At 45.3% G+C, this 26,601-nt stretch carries 20 protein-coding genes and 1 pseudogene; 12 read left to right on the forward strand and 9 right to left on the reverse strand.

The genetic code is table 11. The features are described 5' to 3' along the window. The first annotated feature begins 141 nt into the window (after positions 1-141). The 6 genes from sps_RS10310 (at position 142) to sps_RS10335 (ending at position 7,114) form a co-directional block, all read left to right on the forward strand. A complete protein-coding gene (locus tag sps_RS10310) occupies positions 142-534 on the forward strand; it encodes an H-NS histone family protein (RefSeq protein ID WP_077752446.1) in 393 nt (130 codons plus the stop codon). Positions 535-700: 166 nt separating this feature from the next. After that, the gene (locus tag sps_RS10315; protein WP_077752447.1) at positions 701-3,775 is read left to right on the forward strand and encodes an amidohydrolase family protein; all 3,075 of its coding nucleotides are present in this window, start codon (positions 701-703) and stop codon (positions 3,773-3,775) included. An 83-nt stretch (positions 3,776-3,858) separates the two neighbouring features. Beyond that, the gene (locus sps_RS10320) at positions 3,859-5,136 is read left to right on the forward strand and encodes an amidohydrolase family protein (protein ID WP_237158103.1); all 1,278 of its coding nucleotides are present in this window, start codon (positions 3,859-3,861) and stop codon (positions 5,134-5,136) included. Between the two features lie 168 nt (positions 5,137-5,304). Beyond that, the gene (gene rcsF / locus sps_RS10325; protein ID WP_077752448.1) at positions 5,305-5,691 is read left to right on the forward strand and encodes an Rcs stress response system protein RcsF; all 387 of its coding nucleotides are present in this window, start codon (positions 5,305-5,307) and stop codon (positions 5,689-5,691) included. Between the two features lie 40 nt (positions 5,692-5,731). After that, on the forward strand, positions 5,732-6,484 hold the full coding sequence (gene tsaA, locus sps_RS10330) for a tRNA (N6-threonylcarbamoyladenosine(37)-N6)-methyltransferase TrmO (protein WP_077752449.1): 753 nt from the start codon (positions 5,732-5,734) through the stop codon (positions 6,482-6,484). Positions 6,485-6,499: 15 nt separating this feature from the next. After that, entirely contained in the window at positions 6,500-7,114 is a 615-nt protein-coding gene (locus sps_RS10335; protein ID WP_077752450.1) for an acyltransferase, read from the forward strand. A gap of 91 nt (positions 7,115-7,205) precedes the next feature. Here the strand turns inward: sps_RS10335 and sps_RS10340 are convergent, their stop codons facing one another. Then, entirely contained in the window at positions 7,206-7,901 is a 696-nt protein-coding gene (locus sps_RS10340; RefSeq protein WP_149027260.1) for a class I SAM-dependent methyltransferase, read from the reverse strand. A gap of 375 nt (positions 7,902-8,276) precedes the next feature. Between sps_RS10340 and sps_RS10345 the strand changes: the two genes are divergently transcribed. From sps_RS10345 to sps_RS10360, 4 genes are all read left to right on the forward strand, one after another. Continuing rightward, positions 8,277-9,986, forward strand: a complete 1,710-nt coding sequence (locus sps_RS10345) for a proline--tRNA ligase (protein WP_077752452.1) — start codon at positions 8,277-8,279, stop codon at positions 9,984-9,986. Between the two features lie 519 nt (positions 9,987-10,505). Then, the gene (locus sps_RS10350) at positions 10,506-11,384 is read left to right on the forward strand and encodes a LysR family transcriptional regulator (RefSeq protein ID WP_077752453.1); all 879 of its coding nucleotides are present in this window, start codon (positions 10,506-10,508) and stop codon (positions 11,382-11,384) included. A gap of 121 nt (positions 11,385-11,505) precedes the next feature. Then, positions 11,506-12,567 (forward strand): N-acetyltransferase DgcN, encoded by a 1,062-nt coding sequence (dgcN, locus tag sps_RS10355; RefSeq protein ID WP_077752454.1) that lies wholly within the window; start codon positions 11,506-11,508, stop codon positions 12,565-12,567. Beyond that, on the forward strand, positions 12,564-13,631 hold the full coding sequence (locus sps_RS10360) for a dipeptide epimerase (protein WP_077752455.1): 1,068 nt from the start codon (positions 12,564-12,566) through the stop codon (positions 13,629-13,631). The genes dgcN and sps_RS10360 overlap by 4 nt, the downstream gene beginning before the upstream one ends. 79 nt (positions 13,632-13,710) lie before the next feature. Here sps_RS10360 and sps_RS10365 read toward each other — a convergent pair whose 3' ends face one another. From sps_RS10365 to sps_RS29135, 3 genes and pseudogenes are all read right to left on the reverse strand, one after another. Further along, positions 13,711-13,902 carry a hypothetical protein gene (locus tag sps_RS10365; RefSeq protein ID WP_077752456.1) on the reverse strand — a complete coding sequence of 64 codons (192 nt, stop codon included), beginning with the start codon at positions 13,900-13,902 and terminating at the stop codon, positions 13,711-13,713. A gap of 132 nt (positions 13,903-14,034) precedes the next feature. After that, entirely contained in the window at positions 14,035-14,241 is a 207-nt protein-coding gene (locus sps_RS28790; RefSeq protein WP_237158050.1) for a hypothetical protein, read from the reverse strand. Between the two features lie 33 nt (positions 14,242-14,274). After that, positions 14,275-14,331, reverse strand: a pseudogene (locus tag sps_RS29135) (hypothetical protein); the annotation flags it as partial. A gap of 301 nt (positions 14,332-14,632) precedes the next feature. Between sps_RS29135 and sps_RS10375 the strand changes: the two are divergent. Further along, positions 14,633-15,760 carry a patatin-like phospholipase family protein gene (locus sps_RS10375; protein ID WP_077752457.1) on the forward strand — a complete coding sequence of 376 codons (1,128 nt, stop codon included), beginning with the start codon at positions 14,633-14,635 and terminating at the stop codon, positions 15,758-15,760. A gap of 2 nt (positions 15,761-15,762) precedes the next feature. Here sps_RS10375 and sps_RS10380 read toward each other — a convergent pair whose 3' ends face one another. From sps_RS10380 to sps_RS10390, 3 genes are all read right to left on the reverse strand, one after another. Further along, the gene (locus sps_RS10380) at positions 15,763-16,518 is read right to left on the reverse strand and encodes an SGNH/GDSL hydrolase family protein (protein WP_237158051.1); all 756 of its coding nucleotides are present in this window, start codon (positions 16,516-16,518) and stop codon (positions 15,763-15,765) included. A gap of 109 nt (positions 16,519-16,627) precedes the next feature. Beyond that, on the reverse strand, positions 16,628-18,460 hold the full coding sequence (locus sps_RS10385; protein ID WP_077752459.1) for a DUF885 domain-containing protein: 1,833 nt from the start codon (positions 18,458-18,460) through the stop codon (positions 16,628-16,630). Between the two features lie 140 nt (positions 18,461-18,600). Beyond that, the gene (locus sps_RS10390) at positions 18,601-20,550 is read right to left on the reverse strand and encodes a monovalent cation:proton antiporter family protein (RefSeq protein WP_077752460.1); all 1,950 of its coding nucleotides are present in this window, start codon (positions 20,548-20,550) and stop codon (positions 18,601-18,603) included. Between the two features lie 185 nt (positions 20,551-20,735). Here sps_RS10390 and dgcS point away from each other — a divergent pair, with 185 nt between their 5' ends. Further along, positions 20,736-21,617, forward strand: coding sequence for a diguanylate cyclase DgcS (gene dgcS / locus sps_RS10395; RefSeq protein ID WP_077752461.1), 882 nt, complete (start codon positions 20,736-20,738; stop codon positions 21,615-21,617). 75 nt (positions 21,618-21,692) lie between these two features. On the opposite strand, the gene tilS is transcribed toward dgcS, so the two are convergent. Together tilS and dnaE are read right to left on the reverse strand one after the other, a co-directional pair. Continuing rightward, positions 21,693-23,096: a tRNA lysidine(34) synthetase TilS gene (gene tilS, locus sps_RS10400; RefSeq protein ID WP_077752462.1), complete on the reverse strand. Its 1,404-nt coding sequence runs from the start codon at positions 23,094-23,096 to the stop codon at positions 21,693-21,695. After that, the gene (gene dnaE / locus sps_RS10405; RefSeq protein ID WP_077752463.1) at positions 23,097-26,570 is read right to left on the reverse strand and encodes a DNA polymerase III subunit alpha; all 3,474 of its coding nucleotides are present in this window, start codon (positions 26,568-26,570) and stop codon (positions 23,097-23,099) included. It lies immediately after the preceding gene. Positions 26,571-26,601: the final 31 nt, after the last annotated feature.

Genomic DNA, 26,601 nt, shown 5'->3' on the forward strand with positions numbered 1-26,601 from the left:
ATAACAATAAATAGAAAATTATATGAATATAAATATATATTCATATAATTAATTAAAATAACATTTGAAACTTGTTCTAATAATTCCTATTATTAGTCTGATAATTTAATAACTCACTTAATATAATTGGACCAAATAATTATGAGCGATTTTCTTGAAATACTAACTCATGGCCGCCGTTTTAAAGCCGCAGTAAAAGAATTAGCAATTGAAGACTTAAAAGAATTAGCGGTAAAACTTGATAAAGTTATCTCAGAAAGAGACTCTCAAGCAGAAGCTGAAGCCGAAGCTACAGCAGAAAGAAATGCTAAGATAGATGAGATCCGCAAACAAATGGAAGCCGTAGGCTTATCAATTGATGATCTAGGTGCAACGGCAGTAAAGCCAGCACCTAAGAAGCGTGCTCCACGTCCAGCTAAATATGCTATCGACGTGAATGGCGAAGCTGTCACTTGGACTGGCCAAGGCCGTATGCCAACAGTATTTAAGAACGAGCTAGATAAAGGCCGTTCTATGGATGACTTTCTCATCTAAATCACTTCTATCAAACAGAAGTAGTATATTAGACCGGCTTAGGCCGGTTTTTTTATACTTATGGTTTAACACTATTGATAAGAATCATTACAATTGCCACTTGGTATTTACACTAAATTTCAGATAATCTCTAATTACGTTTCACTATTCATAGTTAATGTCAAAAATGCATCACAAAATAAAAACCATAACAATAATTACGACATTATTTTTAATCAGTTCAATTCAAGTACAAGCAAACGACCAACTCACTGATAATACTCCAAAATTAACCGCCCTCACCCATGCAACTTTAATGATTGAGCCCGGTAGAACAATTAAAAATGCCAGCTTACTCATTCAAAACAATAAGATTATAGAAGTCATAAAAAATAATAAAGTGCCAGAAGATGCATTCATTATCGATCTGCAAGGCTATACGGTCTATCCTGGTTTTATCGATCCTTTTACCGACTATGCCATCGAATTTGAATACCCAAAAAATGAAGTGGCACCTCCCATCTATGAGATAAAGCGTATAGGAGGAAATGCTGAAAACGGCGCAGTTCACTCTGAAAAATTTTGGTTTAATTATGTTCAACCTAATAAAAGTGGTGCCAAACCTTGGATCGAAAATGGATTTACCAGTGTACAAAGCAGTAATTTAGATGGCATCTTTCGTGGGCGTGGAGTGACATTATCTTTGGCAGAAAAAAGTGCCAATGAAATTATATATCGTGCACAATCTGGTCATTTTTTGGCATTCGATAAGGGCAGTTCCCCCCAAGATTACCCAAGCTCTTTGATGGGTAGCATAGCGCTTATTAGACAAACTTTCGCCGATGCCGATTGGTATAAAGAAAATATAAACAAGTCATTTTCAAGTTCTGAAACCCAATTAATTGAATTTAATAATGCTTTCGCGGCTATGGCTAATATTGAAAATGAACAGATTATTTTCGATACTAAAAATCTAAACAGTCAACTCAGGGCAGCTCGCTTATTAAGTAAACACGAATATAAAGCAAGTTTGCTGGGTAACGGTATGGAGTACGCCCGGCTCGACGAACTGAAAAATTATGGTTATGGATTAATTCTGCCATTGAACTTTCCTGCAGCTCCCTTGGTGGGCGATGATGACAGTGAAAGAGAGATAAGCCTAGCGCAAATGCGACATTGGGAAAGAGCACCTGCTAACTTGATGGCCGTCGAAGAATCTAAAATCCCCTTTGCACTGACTCAGCATGGCATCAAAGCCGAAGACTTTTGGCCTAGACTCAAACAGGCCGTAACATATGGCCTAAGTGAAAAAATGGCATTAGCCGCACTCACCACTGAAGCCGCAGAGATTGTTGGTACAAGTGATTTTAGCGGTCGATTGAAGCCCGGATTTATTGCGGATTTAGTGATCACTAAGGGTAACATCTTCGAAGATGGCGTTATTCACAGCATCTGGTTACAAGGTGATGAACACCAACTTATTGATAGGGACACCTACCTGTTGGATTCGAGCTATCAGATCCAGATAGGACAAGTCTCACTTGACCTATCTATTTCTAACACCGATACAGAAGATGACAAGATGTCTGGCATCTTGTCCAGCGGTGAGCAAGAGCTGACACTATCTCAGGTAACCTACCTCAATAAGCGCTTAACTTTCAATGTCGATATGACAGAAGCTGGTTTTGAAGGGATCAACCGTTTCACACTCTGGTTTGACGAGCAAGGTATTCGAGGACGCATGCTAGATAAGAATGGTGCACACACTCCTGTAGCCGGAGTCTTGAGAGAAGCCATCCAAGTATCGGAAACTGATGAAGATGAACCACCTGTGGAACTTATTTCTAAGTTGACCTTACCCAATACCGCTTACGGCAGAGACAGCTTAGCTAAGACAGAGAAGCTGCATATCAGTAACGCCACCATCTGGACTTCAGACGCGCAAGGGGTACTTGAAAACAGTGACCTGCTTATCTCTCGCGGCAAAATAGAAAAGATAGGCTCAAACCTGAAAACACCTTCGGGTTATCGCCATATCGACGCCACAGGCAAGCATTTAACTGCTGGCATTATCGATGAACACTCACATATCGCCATCAATGGCGGTACCAATGAAGGCACTGATGCCATCACCTCTGAAGTCCGCATCGGCGATATCATCAACCCCGATGATATCGCTATCTATCGCGCCTTGGCCGGAGGGGTCACCACGGCGCAGTTATTACACGGCAGTGCGAACCCTATCGGTGGTCAGGCCCAGGTAATTCAGATGAAATGGGGAGAGAATGCCAACAAGTTAAAATTTACTCAAGCGCCGCCCAGTATCAAATTTGCCCTAGGCGAAAACGTAAAGCAGAGTAATTGGGGCGATAATTTCGATAGACGCTTCCCACAGAGCCGCATGGGAGTTAAATCTCTGTTCATCGAGGCGTTCAACGAAGCCAACACCTATCAAAAATCCCTTGATGACTATCGTCGTCTTAGAAGTAGTGAGAAGCGCAAACATATCGCACCTAAACCCAACTATCGCTTAGCCGCTATCACCGAGGTGCTAGAGCAAAAACGAGATATCCATATTCACTCCTATGTACAATCTGAAATCTTAATGTTCCTGCGCCTGGCAGAAGCCTATGACTTTAAAGTGAAGACCTTCACCCACATATTGGAAGGCTACAAAGTCGCAGAAGAGATGGCAAAACACGGCGCCTCGGCTTCAACGTTCTCAGATTGGTGGGCCTATAAATTTGAGGTCTATGATGCCATTCCCCAAAATACCTGCTTGATGCAGAGCAAAGGTGTACTCACCAGCATTAACTCAGATGATTATGAGATGCAGCGAAGATTAAATCAGGAAGCCGCCAAGTCTATGATGTATTGTGATATGTCGGCAGAGGATGCATGGAAAATGGTCACTATTAACCCGGCAATTCAATTGGGGGTCGATGAATACGTAGGCTCCATATCTAAAGGTAAGCAAGCGGATATCGTCTTATGGGACCACTCACCATTATCTGTTTACGCAAGAGTCTATGCCACCTGGATTGAAGGCAAACGCTATTTTGATCGTCAAACAGACAAGCAGCTGCAAACTGATATCGCTAAAGAAAGAGCGGCATTGATTCAGAAGATACTGCTCAGTGAATCCAAGCCCAGCACTCTTCCTCCCGGAGAAGCGGTCGTAGAGAGCAATGAGCCAGAATGGCACTGCGACACTCAATACGATGTTTGGCATAAATCACACAAAATGGGAACTGGGTTATGAAGCCGCTTCCCCTAGTAACTCAAGAACTAAACAAACAGCTGGAACAGGTGAAAGCACAATCAATAGTGAATAAGAAGATGTCCATGATAACCAAGCGAGTACTGTTTTATTTTAGCTTAGGCTGCATTGTCACTTTGCCCGCTTATGCCCACGATATGATCCCCGCTGAAGCACAGTCGACAGCAATATTATTTACCAATGCCAGCTTACACACCGTCATTGATGGCGTAAAACTGAACACCGACTTGTTAATAGAAGATGGCAAAATTAAGGCCATTGGCCAAAACCTTATCGCTCCGAAAGCCAGAATTATAGATGGGACAGATAAGCATATCTATCCTGGTCTCATTGCTCTAGATACTAGCCTAGGCCTGGTCGAGGTTGAGATGATGCGCCCCAGTAATGACAGCTATGAAGTTGGTGAGATCAACCCACAACTAGAAGTCATTACAGCCTTCAATCCGGATTCGGAGATCATACCAACCATACGCGTTAATGGTATCACTCATGCCCAAGTCGTCCCACAGGGTGACAGTTTAGCCGGACAGTCCTCGTTGGTCTCTCTGGACAGCTGGACAGTGGAAGACGCGCTGGTGCCGACTCAAACCGCTTTTCATCTCTATTGGCCAAGACTAGGCCGCCTTTCTCAAGATAAAGAGAAGCGCCTTGAGCAGACAGATAAATATGATCAGAGAGTCGCCGATATTTCCCAAGCGATTTCTGATGGATACCGCTATTTTCTGGCAAGTAAGGTAAACAAAATCAATAAGCTTGATCTCAGATGGCAATCCCTACTCCCCCTATACAAGGGAGAGGCCCAACTGTTCGTACACGCCAACACCCAAAAGCAGATAGAGGAAGCGGCATCTCTGGCCAAGCAATATCATTTCAAACTGGTTATCGTCGGTGGTTACGATGCTTGGCGCCTAGGTGAATTGCTCAATGAGATAGAAGCTAAGGTCATCTATACCCGCACCTTAAGCCTGCCGATGAGAAAAGATGAGCCTATCGACTTAAGCTTTAGGATCCCAGCCTTACTCAAGCAAGCAGAGATCCCTTTTGCCTTAGGTTTCTCATCGGATTGGAATAGTCGTAATTTACCACTGGCAGCGGGTCAGACCGTGGCTTATGGGCTCACCAAACAAGAAGCACTGAAAAGTGTCAGTCTCGATGCAGCAAGAATTCTCGGCGTAGATGATATGGGAGCGATCGACGTAGGTTATAAGGCTAACTTGGTGGTGTCTAAAGGCGATATCTTAGATCCCATGGAGACCAAGATAGAAAAGGTCTATATCGATGGCCGCGAGATAGATCTCAATAATCGTCAACAACAGCTTTATCAAAAGTACCTAAAGCGATAGAATTCCTTCAAATAGGGTCATAAAAGGAAACCTTTTATGACCCTATTTGTTTCAGCGCTTAGTTAAGCGCCTTACCCTATCTTTGTTAAGTACGGTAAAGTGAGTTCCAATACCCATATAACTAATATCAGTTCGTTAGTAACTGTACTTTAATAACAGGCCTAAATAATGAAAACCCTATTAATCTCTGCCCTAGTTATACTGCTAAGCGCCTGTGCTGGCGAATATAAATTTAACAGTAACCTCAACGGAGAAGTCATTGACGATTATTTCAAGGCATCGGATGTCCCTGTCTATGATAATACTACAGCGCCTAATCTTCCTTATGAGATCATAGGCTTAGTCGAAGGTGAAACATGTCAGGAGCAAGCCAACGATGCTCCGGCAACGATAAGTGAGGCACGTACAGCAGCACGAAGAGCTGCGGCTGATAAAGGGGCTAATGGTCTGGTTATCAAGAAGTGTCTGGTATTTGAAGAATACGATCAGGGCTGTTTTAGCCGCGCGATCTGTGTCGGTCAGGCAATCAAGACACCAGTTACAGAGCAGCAGTAATCTTCTTAAGTATCTAACCTTCATTTCAAAGTAGTCATCAATGAGCTTTAGCAGTCAGATTCAAGCCGTGGCGTACTGCCGTACGCCCTATAAACAAAAATTTGGGATCCCTAGGCAACCAGGGCTCGTCAACGCTGCCCGCGGCTTTGTCGAACTCCAAGCCCCCTACAATGATATCGATACAGTCAGAGGCCTTGAGCAGTACTCTCACCTCTGGTTGGTATTTTGCTTCCATGAAAATCTCGCCCAGGGCTGGAAAACTACGGTTCGCCCTCCTCGCCTAGGCGGCAACGAGAAACTGGGTGTGTTCGCAACTCGTTCCACTTTCCGCCCCAACGGTTTAGGCCAGTCTGTGGTTAAGCTTCATAAGATCCACCAGCGCAAAGGTTATCTGGCTTTAGAGATCTCAGGAATGGATCTCCTCGATGGCACGCCCATCATAGATATCAAACCCTATATCCCCTTCTCTGACTCAGTGCCTGAGGCATTAGGCGGTATCGCCCATGAAGCGCCAGAACTTACCAAAGTTGAATTTAGTCAACACGCTAAGCAGCAGCTAGTAAATTATGAAAAGCTCGAGCAATACCAACACCTCGAAGAGCTCATCATAGGTGTCCTTGCTCAAGACCCGCGTCCCGCCTATAAGAAAGCTAAGACGGACCCTAAGCTATATCAAGTCGCCCTTTATGATTTAGATATCCTCTGGCGTCTTGCTGAAATTGATAATGATCGGATTATTGATAGTGAAGACACGATTATTGTGCAAGAGATTAAAACAGGGATCAGTGTGTAACTGACTAGATAATTGATGACACAAGACGACTATCAAGCCCAGCATAAAAAACGCATGTCCTATATGCCTTGGCTCTACTTCAATCTAAAACCCAAGTTACTGGCCTGGGCCAGGCCTTGGCAGCAAGAAGTACAAACCAGATTGATGGCTTTAGAGACTGTCACCCTAGGTGATAATTGCTTTATTGCCCCCGAAGCTAATCTGTTTGCCGAGCCAAATCGAGGCATCACAGTCGGCAATTTATGTATGATCGCAGCCGATAGTTTCCTCCACGGCCCGATAGTCATGGGCAACGAAGTCGCGATAAACCATGGTTGCTCATTCGATGGCGGCAGCGCCGGCATTACCATCGGCTCTCAGACTCGCATCGCCAATAACGTCACCATTTATGCCTTCAACCATGGTATGCACCCAGACACACCTATCTATCAGCAAAACTCCGAGTCTAAAGGTGTGATCATAGGCAAGGATGTGTGGATAGGTGCCCAAGCCGCCATAGTCGATGGCGTCACCATAGGTGACTGTGCAGTCATAGCCATGAATGCCACTGTTACCAAAGATGTACCAAACTATGCCATCGTTGCCGGCAATCCAGCTAAAGTGATTGGAGATAGAAGGGATAAGGTGTAGGGGTCAGTGACATCCACTTCATCATAATGACATCTGATCCATATCCATATGGGTCAGATGTCGATTAAGCACCTTCACCTTACCTAATACCTTAAGCCTGTGTAACGGCGTTTTCGCCATCCGCTGTAACGCTGCGGTCACACTCGGGCCTTTGATGGAGCCATACAGAGCCGTTAAGGCGAATGTTATCGCCAAATGTCTCGTCAACGGCCTTGACCACACCGGGATGAGCATCCGTATAGTCATGACCAGATATTACCGGACAACCGGTAGAAACGGCCCAATCAATGTCCTTCCTCACGGATTCGTAGTCATGTCCTGCATCAATGAAAACCAAACTTGGTTTGATGGTCCTATTAGCCAAATAGAAATCCGCCGCATCACCATCAAAAACCTGAGTTGAACAATGTGCTAATGCGTAGCGAAGTGTGCGCATTGTAAACTGACGATGTACTTCAGGAGGCAGAGCAAAAGGATTCCAAGTGAAATTTCCCACCGTAATAAGGGTAACCTCAGCCCGCTTCATTGACGCAAGTAAATTCGTAGTATGGCCAAAGAGCGTCCCTATTTCAACAATTGGACCTTCATGCTTACCCGATTGAACTACAGCATGTTTGATACCCAGCTCATCATCCTCGGTAATAGAGCCCCACACCGACGTTTCGGTGTTCTCGAGAAAGTGTAAGTAGGATGTTAGAACAGGCTTTAGCTGTTTTCGATATTTTATGATTAAGTTGAGTTCTGATAGTTTTTGCATAACGCCCATAGTGTGTATTCTCCTGTACATGTGAATATACCAAGCTGAATTTCTTCAAACACAGTGGCAAACGATAGAATAAACCAGTCTCTCGCTTAATAACTGAATATCAACACAGTTACCATCCCTAACAAATATTCTAGTCTATCAGCTAGGTACAATCGGAAAAATAATAATTCAGTGTGGATGCGGCTATGAACTTCGGCAGCAGGACGAGGTTTCACAGCGTGAATCTCCGAGCTAGAGATAGCAATGAAGATCAAAGTAATCGTCACACAGCCCAATACCTACAGCCTACATAGAAAATGTAATCAGACTTCATTAGAAGGCTCAATTACTTGGTAGACAGAAACCCCACAGATGATAAAATGTCGACCAATTTATTTTCTGAACTGGATATCGGTAATGCGCGTAAGCAAGTACCTGCTTTCAACACAAAAAGAGACCCCTGCAGATGCAGAGGTGATCAGTCATCAATTAATGTTACGTGCCGGCATGGTACGTCGAAACGCTTCAGGCCTATACAGCTGGTTGCCGACAGGTCTTCGCGTATTACGCAAGGTAGAAGCTATCGTTCGTGAAGAGATGAACAAGGCCGGTTCTGTTGAAATCTTGATGCCTATGGTGCAGCCAGCCGATCTTTGGCAAGAGACTGGCCGCTTTGAAAAATTCGGTCCAGAACTGCTTCGTTTCCAAGATCGTCATAACCGTGATTTTGTACTTGGTCCGACTCACGAAGAAGTGATCACCGATATTGTTCGTAAAGAAGTTAATTCTTACAAGCAACTACCGTTAAACTTGTTCCAAATCCAAACTAAATTCCGCGACGAAGTTCGTCCACGTTTCGGTGTGATGCGTTCACGTGAATTCTTGATGAAAGATGCTTACTCTTTCCATCTGGATCAAGAGACGATGGATGAGACCTATGAGTCAATGTTCCAGGCTTATAGCAATATTCTAAATCGCCTAGGTCTAGCGTTCCGCCCAGTTATGGCTGATACAGGTTCTATCGGTGGCAGCATGTCACACGAGTTCCATGTACTGGCTAACAGCGGTGAAGACTTAATTGCTTACTCAACTGAGAGTGATTACGCAGCCAACGTCGAAAAATGTGAAGCGCCACTGCCCACAGAGACTCGTCAAGCTGCAACCAGCGAGATGACACTTGTCGATACGCCTAACGCTAAGACGATTGCAGAGCTCGTTGAACAGCATGATATCGCTATCGAAAAGACAGTAAAGACACTGATCGTTAAAGGTGATTCAGATGAAGCGCCACTTGTGGCACTCGTGATCCGGGGTGATCATGACCTTAACGAAGTGAAAGCCGAGAAAATCTCTGGGGTACTGACACCGTTTGAATTTGCCGACGAAGCCGATATTCGTAAAGCTATCGGTGCAGGCCCAGGCTCTATTGGTCCTGTTGGTCTTGAAATTCCGGTATATATCGATCACGGCGTTAGCGTCATGAGTGACTTCGGTGCAGGTGCAAACCAAGACAACAAGCACTACTTTGGCATCAATTGGGAGCGTGACCTTCCTCAAGCGGAAGCATTCGATCTACGTAATATTATCGAAGGTGAGCCTAGCCCATGTGGCCAAGGCACTATCGCATTGCTTCGTGGTATTGAAGTTGGCCATATCTTCCAGCTCGGTGACAACTATTCTAAAGCGATGAATGCTAACGTCCTCGACAAAAATGGTAAGGCTAAAACCTTACTCATGGGTTGTTATGGCGTAGGTGTGAGCCGTATGGTTGCCGCTGCAATTGAGCAGAACCACGATGACCGCGGTATTATCTGGCCAGATGCCATTGCACCATTCAAAGTGGGTATCCTACCGATGAATATGCATAAATCTCATCGTGTCCAAGATAAAGCCGAGCAGCTTTATAAAGATCTCAATGATGCCGGTTTCGAAGTCTTATTTGATGACCGTAAAGAGCGTGCTGGTGTGATGTTCGCCGATATGGAGCTTGTTGGCCTGCCTCACGTGGTCGTGATTGGCGATCGCAATATCGATAGCGGTGTATTCGAATACAAGAACCGCCGTACTGGTGAGAAGCAAGAAGTGCCATTCGATCAGATCGTCGACTTCTTAAAGGCAGCTAAATAGACTTGTGTCCTTAAACAAAATTTTCTAGCTTAATTAATAATGCCACTCAATTGAGTGGCATTATTTTTTAGTTAACCGACTGATTAAAACAGTTTGTTTTTATATCGATTGATATCACCCTCTACCTAAACACAGTGCCTGCTAACGTCCCAGTATATTGCTGTTTATCTATCGTTAACTGACCGTTGATGAGCACAGTATCCCCCTGTCGAATAGCGGTTCCAATTCGAAAAGTCAGCTTGTGCACGATAGTTTTCTATATCTAAAATAACAATATCGGCAGACATACCGATAGCCTGTTGCCCTCGATTTTTCAAACCTAATATTTCTGCAGTTTTGATTGACGCCTTTTGTTAATCAGCCATGACCACTGGTTGCGATCTCATGAACCATGTAAAATCCCAGATAGTCCCCGTATCACTTACGGCGGTGCCGGCTGCGATTCTTTGGACCGCTTTGGTGTATTTCTTTGCTTAAGGCAAAGCAAGTGATTAAATTTAAATAGATTTAAGGTAAACGATGAGACTGAGACACATAGAGATTTTTCATGCTATCTATACCACAGGATCGATCACCAATGCAGCGAAGATCTTGCATGTGTCTCAGCCCTCTGTCAGCAAGGTGCTCTCCCACGCTGAGATACAGTTGGGGTTCCAGCTCTTTAACCGAGTGAAAGGTCGACTGACGCCAACAGAAGAAGCAAAAATATTATTCGGTGATGTTGACAAGATCTATCAACAATTAAGATCCATTAAAAACACCGCCAACAACATTAAAAAGTCTGAGTTTGGTAGTATCAAAATTGGGCTCACACCTGCACTTGGTTTCGACAGTGTTCCAGCAGCAGTAGCCAACTTTCATCGTGATCACCCCGCAGTTAATATTCAACTGCAAACTATTCATAATGAGTCGGTGATGCATACCCTACTCGAAAGAAAATGCGATCTCGCCATTGTCTTCTCTCCGGATAAACAGCCAGGGTTTAATGAGATAGAGCTGGCTAAATCAGAACTCTACATCGTTTACCCCAAGACACTGTTTCCACACTGCCCGACTCAACTCTCCTTCGCCGAGTTGAGCAAGCATGAATTTATCGATATTGGTGATAGTGGCCCCCTTGGAGATTTACTCTGGACACGAATGCTTGAAGAAAATGTCAATATATCCCCCAGTATTAGGGTACAGACCTATTTTCTCGCCCCTAGAATTGTGGCGCAAAATATAGGCTTATGTGTCGTTGATAAATTTACAGCCCTAGGCAATCTATCCCCAAATACCGCAATGGCTTCATTCGATCCACCATTAGAGTTTAACGTTTGTGCCTTACATCTAGAAAACAGTAACTTATCTTCCGCAAGTAAAGAGTTTCTAAGTTATTTATCTGAAGCTATATCATAGACTTATAACCAGCCATAACCTTGAGTTATAGGCTGGGAAACTCTTTCAAATTTATCCATCAGTCAGATCCGCTAAGCTGTAATTAACAACAATTGCACTTAATTACAAGGGTCTAAAACTCATGATAAAGCCCCCCTACCTTCTCTTTATTGGCGATGCCACAGATAAACTTTCAATCAAAATGGCGCAAGGTGCAGTCGATTGGAGCCCAAAGCAATGCATAGGCGAACTCAGCGTTGCAGGTTGCACTGTCACAACGAGCCTGCCTCAAACCTCAATAGTTCAAGCTGCAGAACTTGGTGCAAAATCATTCGTACTGGGTTTTGCCAATAGCGGCGGTGTACTTGACACCAAATGGCATGGGGTGATTAAACAGGCACTAGCCCAAGGCTTGGATATTGTCAGCGGATTACACGAAAAGCTGACCGATATAGAAGAGATAGCAGAACTTGCAGACTCCTTAGGCAGGCAACTTATCGATATCCGCCATCCTCAACAGTCATTTAAAACAGGCACAGGCGAAAAGCGCAAAGGTAAACGTTTGCTTACCGTAGGCACTGATTGCTCAGTAGGAAAGATGTATACCTCACTTGCCTTGGAAAAAGAGATGCAAGCCCAACAATTTGATGCTGACTTTAGAGCAACAGGTCAATGCGGCATTCTTATCAAGGGAGAAGGTGTCGCAATTGACTGTGTGATATCTGATTTTATCTCTGGCGCTACCGAATTATTGTCCCCCGATAACAATACTGCTCATTGGGATATTATTGAGGGACAAGGCTCGCTATCACACCCAGCATTTTCCGGTGTCAGCTTAGGCTTGCTTCATGGCTCTCAGCCAGATGCAATAGTGATATGTCACGCCCTTAATCGCAGTCATATGCGGGGACTCCCTAAAAGTCAGCTCCCCTCAATTGCTGACACCATTAGTTTAAATTTGCAGGCTGCGAAACTCACGAACCCAAATGCCTATGTGGCAGGTATCGCGGTGAACACCTCGAGTGTCACCATCGAGGAAGGGCAAAAGATCTGTCTTGCTATCGCCAATGAGTTCGATTTGGCATGTGCCGATCCTCTGCGTGACGGCGTATCAAGTATCGTCAAAAGCTTGAAAGCCTGGTCGCCTAAGGCAGCCACAGATAACAAAAATCCAGTTATAACAGATATGGAAAAAAGCGCATGATCAGCTCAAAAAAACTGCTTCACTTTCATGGGGAAGATTTTGAGTTACTCGCTATTAAGCAATCAATCCCCCTCAAACACGTGTTTAGAATTGCCCGCGGTGCAAAACACTCTGCGCAAGTGGTTGTGGTACTACTGAAATATAAAGGGCTCATAGGCTGGGGCGAGTCTGTCCCCTATGGACGATACGCAGAGACAATAGAGAGCACCATAACAGCTATAAAGACTGTCTGTACCCATACTAAGCAGTTTATGGGGTTAGCCCACTCTATCGCTAGCAACAGCCAAGGCGCAGCGCAAAATGCATTGGACTGTGCCTACCTAGATCTACAAGCTAAGTTAACCCGTGAAACAATAGAAACCCGCTTTAACTTACCGAATCCGCAAGCGGTAATAACGGCGCAAACATTGAGCATAGACACCCCTACAGCGATGGCTGAAGCGGCGAAAACGCTAGAAAAATCCCCTCTCATCAAGGTTAAACTCGATAGTGTCGATATTATTGAGAAAATGACAGCTATCCATAATATGGTCCCCCATAGCCTATTTATTGTGGATGCTAATGAGGCATGGTCTATAGACGAATTACGCCAATCTGCAGATGAATTAGCCGCGCTTAATGTGGTGCTGATTGAGCAACCTTTGCCCGCAGGAGAAGATGAAGCACTCACTGAATTAAATATCGATATTGCCCTATGCGCCGATGAGTCTTGTCATACCGTAAAAGATCTTCCTTCACTTTTGGGAAAATATGACGTCGTCAACATCAAGCTTGATAAGACCGGAGGCTTAACCGAAGCGGTGACACTGGCAGAGCAAGCCAAATTAATGGGTTTTGATATTATGCTTGGCTGTATGGTGGGAAGTTCACTGGCGATGGCACCGGCATTTTTGCTGAGCCCATTTGCTAAATATATCGACCTAGATGGGCCTTTATTGGTCAAAGATGACAGGCAAGTAAGCTTCGATATTCATCATGGTCTGATGCAACCTTTTAGCCAAAAACTTTGGGGAGGAATTACCCCTGAAAGCAACAGTGAAGCGAGTCATCTGCTTAAGCTGTGAGCTTATACCAATCGGTATAAGCTAAAACATCCATTCCTTTATCCTCTTAGCCAAAACGGCTAGATAATCTTATGATTACCTAGCCGTTTTTTTCCACTTTAAACGTAAATTCTAACACCAGCGGCTGCTGAGAGCCTTTATTAAACCCGATCACGCAGGCCTGTGTCTCACCAAAATTAAAAACATTAGACTTAAGACTTTTGCTATAAGCGTTTTGCCACTCGATTAAGGAGAAATCATCAAATGCAATATTTTGAATTTTAGTTTGCATTTGTGCCTGACTGTCTTGAGAGTTTGGCGCTATTTCTAACAGGATCCAATAACTTTTATAACCAATTCTGCTGTTGCGCCCTGAAGATGATTTTATTTTCAGACTCTATAACGCCGTGACCTCCTCAGCTGCCTATTGGGTGTTTCGCTTTGCAGATAGTTCAGATAAACGCATCGTCACATAAAATTTTTGTAACCCAACGGCGGGAGTTGGCTTGTAACCTTTTAAATAGATAGGAACAATCTCAGCCCGGTAGGGCTCTCCTTCATCGAGCCATACATACAAGATAAAACTGAGCTGAGTCAAATTGAAGTTTTGATCGAATATGAAGTTCCCCATGGAGTAGTCAATTAAGCGGTTTTGATATAACTCCCCCCCTTGAGCAACATGGGGATGATGAGCGATAGCAAGGGATGCACCTGTATCAATTACAGGTTTAAGCCTCTGTTCAGTCCCCCTATAGGCTCATTTTTATACTCTAAACTACCATGGCATTGTACTATGGTATGCTGACTAGCTTTGGTTTCTCGCTCCACGGTCGAGACAATGTTTTCTAAGCTACCATATCCATACCCTAAAGTTATAGCCTGTTCTGAATTAATAGCTGCAATGCAATTTTCTCATCCAGATTTCTTGGTAATAATTCACCTCCCTTGATATTTGCCCTTGATTTGAAAGAATATATTAGCTTTACTTACGGTAAAGAAAGAATCAATTCCATGGAGTAAAAGTGCCAGAAAAAACAGCGATTGTGCTCGGCGGCGGCGGTGCTAGGGCGGCATATCAGGTGGGTGTGCTCAAGGCCATAGTGCAATTTTACCCCCGTAATCACGGTATCCCCTTCAAGATAATCTGCGGTACTTCAGCCGGAGCAATCAATGGAACTTCTATCGCCACCCATGCTTCCTGCTTTCATCTAGGAGTGCGTAAACTCGAGTGGGTATGGCGTAACTTTCGTACCGAGAAGATATATAAATCTTCAGCCAGAGGAATACTGGGCCATTTGTGCAGGATGCTACTCATGAGCCTGCAAGATGACAGGATCAACACCAATGCCGGTAGCCTGTTTAACAGTGATCCTCTGCGCGACATGCTCAATCAGCTCATCAATTTCATTCGCATCGACAGAAATATCGCCAGTGGTGCCCTCGATGCCTTAAGTGTCGACGTGTCCTGCTATAACACCTCGAGATCGGTTACCTTCTTCCAGGGGAGTCATGATATTGCTAACTGGCATAGGGACAGACGCAGTGGTCAACGTACTCAACTAAACACAGACCATCTACTTGCTAGTTCTGCTATCCCACTAATTTTTCCCTCGGTTAAGCTCAACCAGGGCTATTATGGCGATGGCTCAGTGCATCAGCTCGCCCCCTTGAGCAGCCCAATTCATCTTGGTGCCAAAAAAATCTTGGTGATAAATTTAGAGAGTCCCCACAAACAGCTACCACAAGAGTTAGCCCATCACCCTAGGACTGCGACCATTACCGGTCACCTGCTCGATACCATTTTCTCAGATACGTTAAATAGTGATTTGGAGCGTCTAGAGCGGATCAACAACACACTAGAGTTGATTCCTGAAGAGAAGAGAGAGTCACTGCCTCTCACCAAGATAGAAACCTTAGTCATCAAGCCCAGTGAAGACTTAAGTCAGCTGGCGTCCTATTACTATAAAGCGATGCCGACGGCGGTGAAAGCTATGCTCAGACCTATCGGCATAAAACAGGATACCGATTCGAGTATCGTTTCCTACCTGCTGTTCGAACAGGCTTACTGCAGCGCCCTTATTGACTTAGGTTATCAGGACGCCATGTGCCAAATAGATGAGCTTAGTGACTTCTTCGGGATAACTAAATAGCACTATTGAAGCTCAATTCTCTTTTCGATGGCCTTAGCAGCTGTGCCTCCCCAAAGCCGATATACGTCTGCTCCTGGGTGGAAGCCATCACTGGCCATATCCGACGCTATCGGCATAAGGGGGATAATGACCAGCTCACACTCACTTTCAAGCTCGATAAGCGACACTAGCTTACGATTAAATTCCGATGCTCTCAGTCCCAGAAACCATCTTAATGGCTGGGGTAAGGCAGGAAAACAGTGCATGGGCGGTACTGCTGTCATCAAGATATGTTTGGCAGCAAATTTTGATTTAAGTAATGTAATTAACCGCACCTGCTGAGCTATCCAATGGCTCTCTCTTATCGGGCTCAAGAGGTCGTTGACCCCAAGCGAGACCAATACTACATCGATATCAGGTCCGCCATTATCATTTAAACTATTGCCATCTATATTCTTATCTTGTGGGCTATAGTCGTCAAGAAAACTAGCCTCCGAGCTGTCCACGGATAAAGAGTCGGCTTGAAAAGGTCGCCCTTGTAACGTCTCGATAAGATCTTCCGTGGTATTGCCCGATTTCGCTACCAGAGACCAATCTACGCAATATTTCTGTGCCAGAATCCGAGTCAAACAGCCACTGAGAGCATCTTCTTGGGTCTCGACACCGACTCCAGCCGCAGCAGAGTCTCCAACTACCAGTACACTCAGAGGCCTGCCTTCTCCTAAGCGACCACTGCGTCCCCCAGTAGCTTCAGCCAAAATAGGTATATTTTTGCGCACTAACCTCCCCTGTATAAGTAACAGGGGAGCAAGTATTAAAAACACAAAATAATAGAACATGGCTTCTCCTTGTCTGGCACGAATTACATGCATTAACTAATAGCCTAGTCTAATTTTTTGCGATAAGTGAATCCCCAATATAACGATCGACAAGTCTCTCAAGGATATCTAAGGGAACGGCACCATTTTTCAATATTATGTCGTGAAAGTCTCGTAAATTAAACTTATCACCCAAAGCCTGTTTAGCTTTTTCTCGCAGAGATAAAATCTTCATCATGCCAACTTTGTAAGAAGTAGCCTGACCAGGCATCACGATATAGCGTTCAACCTCAGACACCACATCGCTATCGGCCATGCCGGTATTGAGCTTCATATATTCTATGGCCTCCTCTCTTGTCCAACGCTTATGGTGAATACCGGTATCCACCACCAGACGTACCCCGCGAAATAGCTCGGCTTGCAGCCTACCTATATTATCGAAAGGGTCATCCTGAAAACCTAACTCCCAAGCCACTTGTTCAGAGTAAAGTGCCCAGCCTTCTGAGTAAGCGGTAAAAGGTGCCATCTTGCGAATAAATGGCATATTCTCCAGCTCCATTGCTACCGCTACTTGAAAATGATGCCCGGGTATTGCTTCATGGTAGGCAAGAGTTCGCATACTGTATTTAGGCGTTGCCTTAATATCATAGAGGTTAGCGAAGAAGCGGCCTGGACGACTGCCATCCAGCGCAGGGGGCTGATAATAAGCGCCAGGGGCTGTTTTCTCTTTAAATTCAGGGATGCGCACGACTTCCATACCGGCTTGAGGACGAATTCTAAATGCATCATCCAATCCCATATTGATCTCATCGAGGATTTTTTGATAATCGACTAAGATCTGCTCGCGACCTTCATCACTGTCTTCGTAGTAAAACTTAGGATCTGCCGCCATGGTTTCAATCGCAGTAAAGAAGCCATTATCAACCCCATAACCCTCAGATTCTAAGATGACTAATATCTCAGACTGGAGTCGAGCAACCTCTAAAAGACCCATATTGTGGATCTCATCCGGGGTATAATCTGTGGTGGTAAAAAACTTGAGTGATAGCTGATAAGCAGACTCGCCATCGGGAAGGTGCCAGATCCCGTCATCGGTTCCTGCCTTTGCCTCAAGCTCGGTAAAGTAATCGATAAACAGGCCATAAGCCGGATAAACATAGTCTTGAATACGTTCCTGCGCCGACAATAAGATACTTGCCTGCTCTTGAATAGGAATATCCCCCACTTCGGCTAGTTTACTCTGCAATGAAGTGTAGAGTATATTATCTTTAATAGGCGTATCAACAAACCCCTTCATCTCAGTCAGAACACGCTCGATTACAAAACGCGGTGGAATGATCCCCTTCAGCTCCCTGATCCTTAATCCCAGCAAGTTCTGCTCAAATTTAAGTTTCACCTTCTGTAGTCGGGACAGGTAATGCTCAGCATCCTCGATTGAGTTAACCTGATGCTGAGATTCCATAAAACTAGGATAGCCGTTTTGAATACCAAAAAGCTGATTCACTGGATAGTTATGGTAACGAAAGGCCTTCGCATCATCAGAAAAACTGAGTAAATATAGGGCTATCTCCTTAGTCAGTAGCTCATTTTCATCGAGAGTAGCATCATCGTAAGTCAGCAAGGTCTGGTGAATATCGTCAAGCTGGACAAATAGCTCATCGGCCTTCTCAGGCCTATCATCATCGAGCTCTGCATTATGACCATTGATGCCAACAGACTCGAGAAAGCCTAAGGATGTTAAGGTTTCTGGACTCTCAAAGGCAATCTTTATCAAGGTGCGATCTAAGAAGGCACGAAACATGATAGGTTTCTTAGCAAACCATTCATGGGCCGTAAAAACGCTAACAGAAACCAAGATAATGAGCAGAATTAGCCCGGAATATTTGAGGAGTTTTTTGAACATGACAGTCCCTGTTGTCTGATTGTTACCGACAACAGGGTACCATTAGAAATTGAAACTTAACAAATTAGTTACAGTTAAATTAAATTATGCTAAATGAGCTTCTGCAACTGATGCACTCTTGTTGCCACTCCCTTCTACCTTTAGCCTTGTAATAGATGAATCTCGGCTTTTTCGATACGTCTTGGCTTACCCAGAATAATCAGGGTATCACCCGAACGTATGATCCAATCGAGCGCCGGACTTTCAACTTCGGCCCCACTGCGTCTCACGGCCCGTAACTCGACTCTTAGCTTCTCCCAGGGGATCTCCGCTAAAGTCATGCCTACGGCACTGGCCCCCTTAGGTAGAGCGACAGCGTGAAGATGCTCCAAGGTGAAATCTGTCTCGGCGCCGGAGAAGAAGCCATGAAGATACTTGTAATGGTTACGGCGCTCATACTCTAAACGCTTGAGTATACGCGTTAGCGGTACTCCGCATTGATACAGAACTTGAGAGACCAACATTAAGCTGCCTTCCAAGGTTTCAGGGATCACCTGACTCGCACCCGCTTTTTCGAGCTCTTCCATGCCAGTGTCGTCTCGGGTACGTACTAAAATTTTAGCCTCGGGTGCCAGCTGACGACAGAGAGGTAACACCTCTTCCAAGATACGACTGCTGCTGAAGGTCAGTACGATTAACTTAGCCTCCCTAATCTTGGCCTGCTTGAGTATGCTTCTCTTACACACATCACCGAAATACACAGGCTCACCGGCCTTTCGCGCCTCTGAAACTCGGGTAGGATCTAAATCCAACACAAGAAAAGGAACCGCTTCTGTCTTCATAAAACGCGCAATAGTCTGACCAACACGTCCATAGCCCAATATCAAGACTAGATCATTTTGATGCTCGATTTTAGGTTCTATGGCTAAGGTTTTCTCTCCCTTAGATTTAACCCCTTGCAGCCTGCGGGCGATATCAGGACTATGACGCACTAGCCAAGGAGCGATGGCCATAGATAATACCGCCACCATCACCAGCTTAGTACTGAGCTCGATATCAAGCAGTTCATAATTCACCGCCAATGCCAGCACCACAAAACTAAATTCACCCACCTGAGCTAAGCTCAAAGCTGTGGATACCGAGATCCTAAATGACTCTTTCGCCAGCCTGAGCAAGGCAAACACCACCAAGGCCTTGCCTACGATCACGGCGATGAGGATAATTAAAATCTGCCACCAGAACTGCAGTACCAGTGAAAAATCTATTAACATGCCGATAGAGATGAAGAACAAGCCCATCAAAAGATCCCTGAAGGGTCTAATATCAGCCTCTAACTGGCGCTTATATTGGCTTTCTCCTAACAACATACCCGCCATAAAGGCGCCTAACGCCATAGATAAGCCTAACCATTGGGTTAATGCACCTGTCAGCAAAGCCACCACTAGTGTCGACAACATAAAAAGTTCATTGGAGCGGGAACGAGCCACTTCATCGAATAGCCTAGGTAAGCCCCACTTACCGAACGCCATCAGGGCAATAAAGGCCAATACCCCTTCGGCCATAGCGTAACCTATGCTTTGTATCGACAAGGTCTCACCACCAGAGGCGAGTAGAGGCAGCAAGATTAACAGAGGGACAACCGCAAGATCTTGAAATAACAACACACTGACCGAAAGCTCGCCATGGCGGCGTCTGAGCCAACCTTGCTCGTTTAGCAGCTTAAGCACTATGGCAGTCGACGAGAGTGCTATTGCAGACCCCACAACCAGTGACTCCACTATGCTCAGGGAACTGAGCAGTGAAATACAGGTTGCCAATAAAGTAGTGACCACCACTTGAGCACTACCGAGTCCAAATACCGTACGTCTCATGGCCCAAAGCCTTGGCAGAGAGAACTCTAAGCCAAGACTAAACATCAACAAGACAACACCCAGCTCCGCTACCGATTGCATTTGATGCTGACTAAACCAATTGAAACCTGATGGCCCACTGATCACCCCTGTGACAAGGTATGCCAAGATAGCAGGCAAGCCCGCCCGCCTAAGTAAGGCTATGGAGATGATCGCGATGACAAGCATCGATAGAACCTGGATAAGAAAACTGTGTTCCATTCTAAATTTGAACTCCGAGTCAAAATACTGGCATGGTTTTTTATATCACTGACACTGAAAGATTAACTGAATGACAAATAAAGACAAATTTAATTAACATTAATTTAGGCATAGTTTTTGCTAGTTATTCTCCATGAACGAGGATAGTTAACCTCAGTAATACCGCCATCGATGGAGCATTCATTATGGACTTTGGCCTAGCAACAGACTTTTATTCTAATGAACTAAGATATCAACCTGAGTTACTTGACTCCCAGAGTCGGGATCCAGATCTGGTACAAATCATTCAACATCTACATGAAAGTTTAGATCCCAGGACAGTTTTTGCCTGTTTCGGCAAGATCATGGGACAACACTTGCCTATTTCCGGTATTAAGCTGAGATACAACAAATACCAGTTCACTTGGGGTACACACCAAGGGCTTTCCATCAAGCAGCAACTGGTACATCAAGGTAATACGGCGCGTCTCGAATACAATTTAGCCTCTCCTTTGATGCCTTCACAAGCAAAGCAATTACAACTGTTGCAAACCTTAGTAATATTACCCTTGTTTAATGCCACTCAATTTCAAGAGATGTCGCAGCAGGCGATGTATGATTCACTCACCAGGCTGGGTAATCGTCATTACTATATCGAGAGCCTCAAGAAAGCCATAGCGACATCCACTCGACACACTAATGCTTTATCCATTGTGATCTTAGATCTCGATAACTTTAAGATGCTAAATGATGTACACGGACACCAATTTGGCGACACTGTACTCTCAGAGTTTGGCCAGCTGCTCACTAAAGCCATCAGAGATACCGATCAGGCGTTTCGTGTGGGAGGTGATGAATTTGTTGTAGTAGTCCGGGGGAATTTGACTGCTGCCGAGATCTTATGCCAGCGAGTACTAGAGGCCATGTCTAAACTGCCGCTATTTGAGAAACATCAAGTACAAACCAGCTTAGGCATATCACAATGGAAGAGCGATGAATCTGCTACATCCTTGTATGAGAGAGCAGATAAAGCACTCTATCGGGCAAAAGCGGCTGGCCGTAGATGTTATAGAGCAGACTTGAGTTAATTCGATACGAGTCTGATGTACATGTTTATGCCAATATGGAAGTGAATCTAGCCAAAGCCACCAGCGCTGGACGTACTAAACCTGATGTGGGGTGAACACTAACCCGAGCTCACCTTGTTCGCATACGTATTCGGTGTCTATCCAATAACCCACGGCACACACTAGTTGCTCTCCGTAAAAAATACAGGGCACTCTTTCTCTCTCCCATGGTGGAATGTCATATTCTTGCCATAATTTTTTCAGCTCTCTGGCTTTAACTCTATCGCTAGGATGACACCTGGTACTTCCCTTAACTGAAAAGCGAATGCTAACTTGCAGTCCCATCTCAGGAAGACGCACCCTGTCTGAGTTGTTCACCTTAGTTATCGACAGCCTATTACGCACGGATAAGAGAAGACTAATATCTACATCTTTATCTAATAAACTGCTGGTGTCGACCTCGATAAACTTCCGAACATGCGGCTCACATTTTTCATCCGCTACCGACGAAAGATAAGCACGGCCCTGGTAGCGTCTAATCAATAATGTACCCATTCGAAGCTCGATCTTGGCATCACGCCTTGCCGTCAATAATTGAGACAGAGATTGAGCTAATTGAGTCTGGGATGGTGGAGCAAAGCCTAATCTGTTTATAAAACCTCTAAAGAGCAATGATTGCCAGCTGACACTCTGCTCGGCAAGAAGCCCTAAGTCGAGAGAATCCCCCCACTCACTGGATGAGATAAAAGCGGGTAAGCGTTCACTCACTTCATTGTCGATAACGGCCTGTTGCTGGGCACATAGAAATGCACTACGACTCGCAGTTGTCGCGATAGCTCCCCAACGGGCTTTGAGTCTGGGGATAATCTCTAAGCGAAGAAAGTTACGGTCATACTTGTCATCGCTATTACTCTCATCGGTAATATGAACCAGTCCAAGCCCCTTGGCTTTCATCTCGATCTGCTCGCGGCTGATGGATAAAAGAGGTCGAATTATGTGTTTATCACCATCGAAAACTTGCGTGCTTCCCATCGCCGATAGCCCCTTAGGACCTAGGCCTCGCTTTAATGCCAAGAGCACAGTTTCAAGCTGGTCATCCAGATGATGCCCTGTCAACAATGCATCACCAGACACCATCTCTGATTTTATTGCATCATAACGTGAACTTCTCGCCTCGGCCTCGACGCTCTTACGCGGGCCAGTATCCACCACGATCCGTTTGATACTATTGGGGATCCCGTAAAAGTCAGCCCTTGACTCACAATGGCTCGCCCAAGCATCGGCATTATCACTCAGACCATGATGAACATGAATCAACAAGTAACGGTACTGGGTATGCTCTCTGGCAAACTCAGAAAGGCCTAGCGCTAACAGCTCAGAATCGACACCACCACTGTAAGCGAGGACTAACTTAGCGCCCGGTTTAATTCCCGATGACTCGACGAGGTCAGCGATTAAATCGGCGACATCGAAGTCGTTTTTTATTCCATCCGGTGACATTTAGAACAAGATCCTCACCTTGCCGGCTCCGGTTAAGGTTTCCAGCGCCAACATGAGTTCATCTGTCGGGTTCACCCTCCAGTTATCCCCCAACTTAAACTGGGCCTTAGCCTGTGGTTGAGCATAATTAACTATGATGGGAACCGCGCCCTTTTTCCACGGTTCCACCACTTGTTTGAAGCTATCTAGCCAAGTTTCATCGACTAGGTCACTGTCAATATCCACCTCAACTGCACTAGCAAAATGGTTACGCGCCTCACCCATGTCTATGATATTTCTGGCTGTCATACGGTTACCGCCGGAGAAATCATCGAAACTGACCTCTCCTTCGATGATCAAGATGCGATCTTTTTCCAACAGATGGTTAAACTTCTCGAACGCCTCTGTGAACAGCATCACTTCCAAGCGGGCACTCTTATCGTCCAAGGTCACCAGTCCCATCTTGGAACCACGCTTGGTCATCATCACCCGCGTGGCAATAACCAAACCAGCGGCTTTCATGGTCTTGCCACGCTCGGTAGGATGCACATCTTTGAGGCGACCCGATGTGTAATGCTTCAGCTCTTTGAGGTACTGATTAATCGGGTGGCCGGTCAGGTAGAGGCCTAAGGTTTCACGCTCACCTTCAAGCCAGACCTTATCCGGCCAAGGGGTACATTGGACAAATTGCTGCTTAATGTCTTCAGGATCACTATTGAGCAAACCGAACATATCGTGCTGGCCTATTGCCTCAGCCTTAGCATTTTGATCTGCGGCACGTACAGCCTCGGGTAATGTCGCCATCATGGCGGCGCGATGAGGCCCTAAGCTATCCAGGGCACCGGCACAGATGAGCTTTTCCATAATGCGTTTATTTAACTTTTTAAGGTCGACTCGGGCACAGAAATCGAAAAGATCTTTGAATGGTCCATCCTTACGCGCTGCCAGTATCGACTCAACGGGTCCATCACCCACCCCCTTGATGGCACCGATACCATAGACGATGTTGCCCTCATCATCGACATTGAATTTCAGCAAGCCCTTGTTTACATCCGGTGGCAGCAGAGGTTGCCCCATGCGTTCACACTCATCCACCAGAATGACGATCTTGTCCGTATTGTCCATATCAGCTGACATAACTGCCGCCATAAACTCGGCCGGATAGTGGGTCTTTAGCCAAAGTGTCTGATAAGAAACCAGCGCATAGGCAGCCGAGTGAGACTTGTTAAATCCGTAACCCGCAAACTTCTCCACCAAATCGAAAATTTTCATCGACAGTTCGCCGTCGACACCGTTATTGATGGCTCCCTCTTCGAAGGTACCACGCTGCTTGGCCATCTCTTCGGGTTTCTTCTTACCCATGGCTCGACGTAGCATATCCGCACCACCGAGTGAATAACCAGCGAGAACCTGAGCGATCTGCATTACCTGCTCTTGATAAAGAATAATGCCATAGGTGGGCTCAAGCACCCATTGTAGAGACTCATGTTGATACTCAGCATCTGGGAAAGAGACTTCCTCTCGGCCATGCTTACGCTCGATAAAGTTATCTACCATGCCGGACTGAAGTGGGCCCGGACGGAATAAAGCCACCAGAGCGATCATATCTTCGAAGCTATCTGGTTGAAGACGCTTGATCAAATCTTTCATACCACGGGATTCCAGCTGGAATACCGCCGTAGTCTCATAGCGCTGTAACAGTTTAAAGCTCTTATGATCATCTAGGGGAATCGACTCGATGCGCACGGGATCTTTGCCCAATTTTTTCTGCTTGGGGTTGATCATCTGCAAAGCCCAGTCGATGATGGTCAAGGTTCTCAGTCCCAGGAAATCAAACTTGACCAGGCCCGCGGTCTCGACATCATTCTTATCGAACTGGGTAACCGGGTTTTTTCCTTCCGAGTCACAATAGATGGGAGCAAAATCGGTAATTGTGGTAGGCGATATCACCACCCCACCCGCATGCTTACCCGCGTTACGCGTCACGCCTTCCAAAATCCGACACATGTCGATGAGATCTTTGACCTCCTCGTCTGCATCGTAAGACTCCTGCAATGCAGGTTCGACCTCGAAGGCTTTTGCCAGAGTCATGCCAGGCTCTGCAGGCACCATTTTAGAGATACGGTCGACGAAGCCATAGGGATGGCCTAATACCCTCCCCACATCTCGTATAACGGCCTTGGCAGCCATGGTACCGAAGGTGATGATCTGAGATACGGCATCACGACCATATAGCTCGGCTACGTGATCGATAACTTCATCTCGTCTGTCCATGCAAAAATCGATATCAAAATCCGGCATGGAAACACGTTCAGGGTTGAGGAAACGCTCAAACAAGAGTTCATACTCCAGAGGGTCGAGATCGGTAATTTTAAGAGCATAAGCCACTAAGGAACCCGCTCCGGAGCCGCGACCCGGACCGATTGGAATATCTTGATCTTTTCCCCACTGAATAAATTCCATCACAATGAGAAAGTAGCCAGGAAAACCCATCTGGTTGATAACTTTAAGTTCAATATCCAGACGCTTATCGTATTCCGGACGCTTCTCAGCCCTCACCTCTGGATCGGGAAATAGAAACTCCAGGCGCTCCTCTAAGCCATCTTCTGACACTTTAACCAAGAAGTCTTCGATGGAGAGATCCCCCGTAGGGAAGTTAGGCAGGAAATACTCACCCAAGCGTACTGTTACATTACAGCGCTTGGCGATCTCCACTGTATTAGCAATCGCTTCAGGAATATCTTCGAACAGCTCACACATCTCCTCGCAGCTCTTAAAATATTGTTGCTCACTGTATTTCTTCGGGCGGCGAGGATCGGCTAAGGTAAAACCATCTGAAATTGCGACACGGATCTCATGAGCATCGAAAAATTCCGGGCTATTAAACACCACCTGATTGGTTGCCACTACAGGTAAATCTTTCTCTTCAGCCAGCGCCACTGCCAGATGCAAATAAGTCTCCTCATCGGGGCGTCCGGTGCGGAGCAATTCCAGATAATAACGGTCAGGGAAATGAGTCTGATAAAAATCGACTAATGAATCGACTTGAGGCTGATTCCCTTTTAGAAGCGCTCTGCCAATATCTCCGTGTCTTCCACCCGAGAGTAGTATTAGTCCCTTACTATATTTAGCCAGCCAATCTTGATCGATAACGGCTCTATCATCGATATGGCCCCTCAGATAAGCATCACTGATTAATAAAGTTAAATTCAAATACCCATCATTATCCATGGCTAACACAGTAATCGAACATAAATCTTTGTCGAAACCAGGGACTTTAACCCAAAAGTCGGCACCTATGATGGGCTTTATACCCGTACCATGACAGGCACCATAGAATTTAACTAGACCACATAGGTTAGTCTGATCGGTTAACGCAACAGCCGGCATGCCAAGCTCTGACACCTTAGCTAAGATAGGCTTCACTTTGGCTAGGCCATCAGACATGGAAAAATCGCTGTGGACGCGCAGATGCACAAAACTGGGATCAGACATATTTTTGAGTACTTAAATTAGTAAAGAAATT

The organism is Shewanella psychrophila (genome assembly GCF_002005305.1).
Classification (GTDB): domain Bacteria; phylum Pseudomonadota; class Gammaproteobacteria; order Enterobacterales; family Shewanellaceae; genus Shewanella; species Shewanella psychrophila.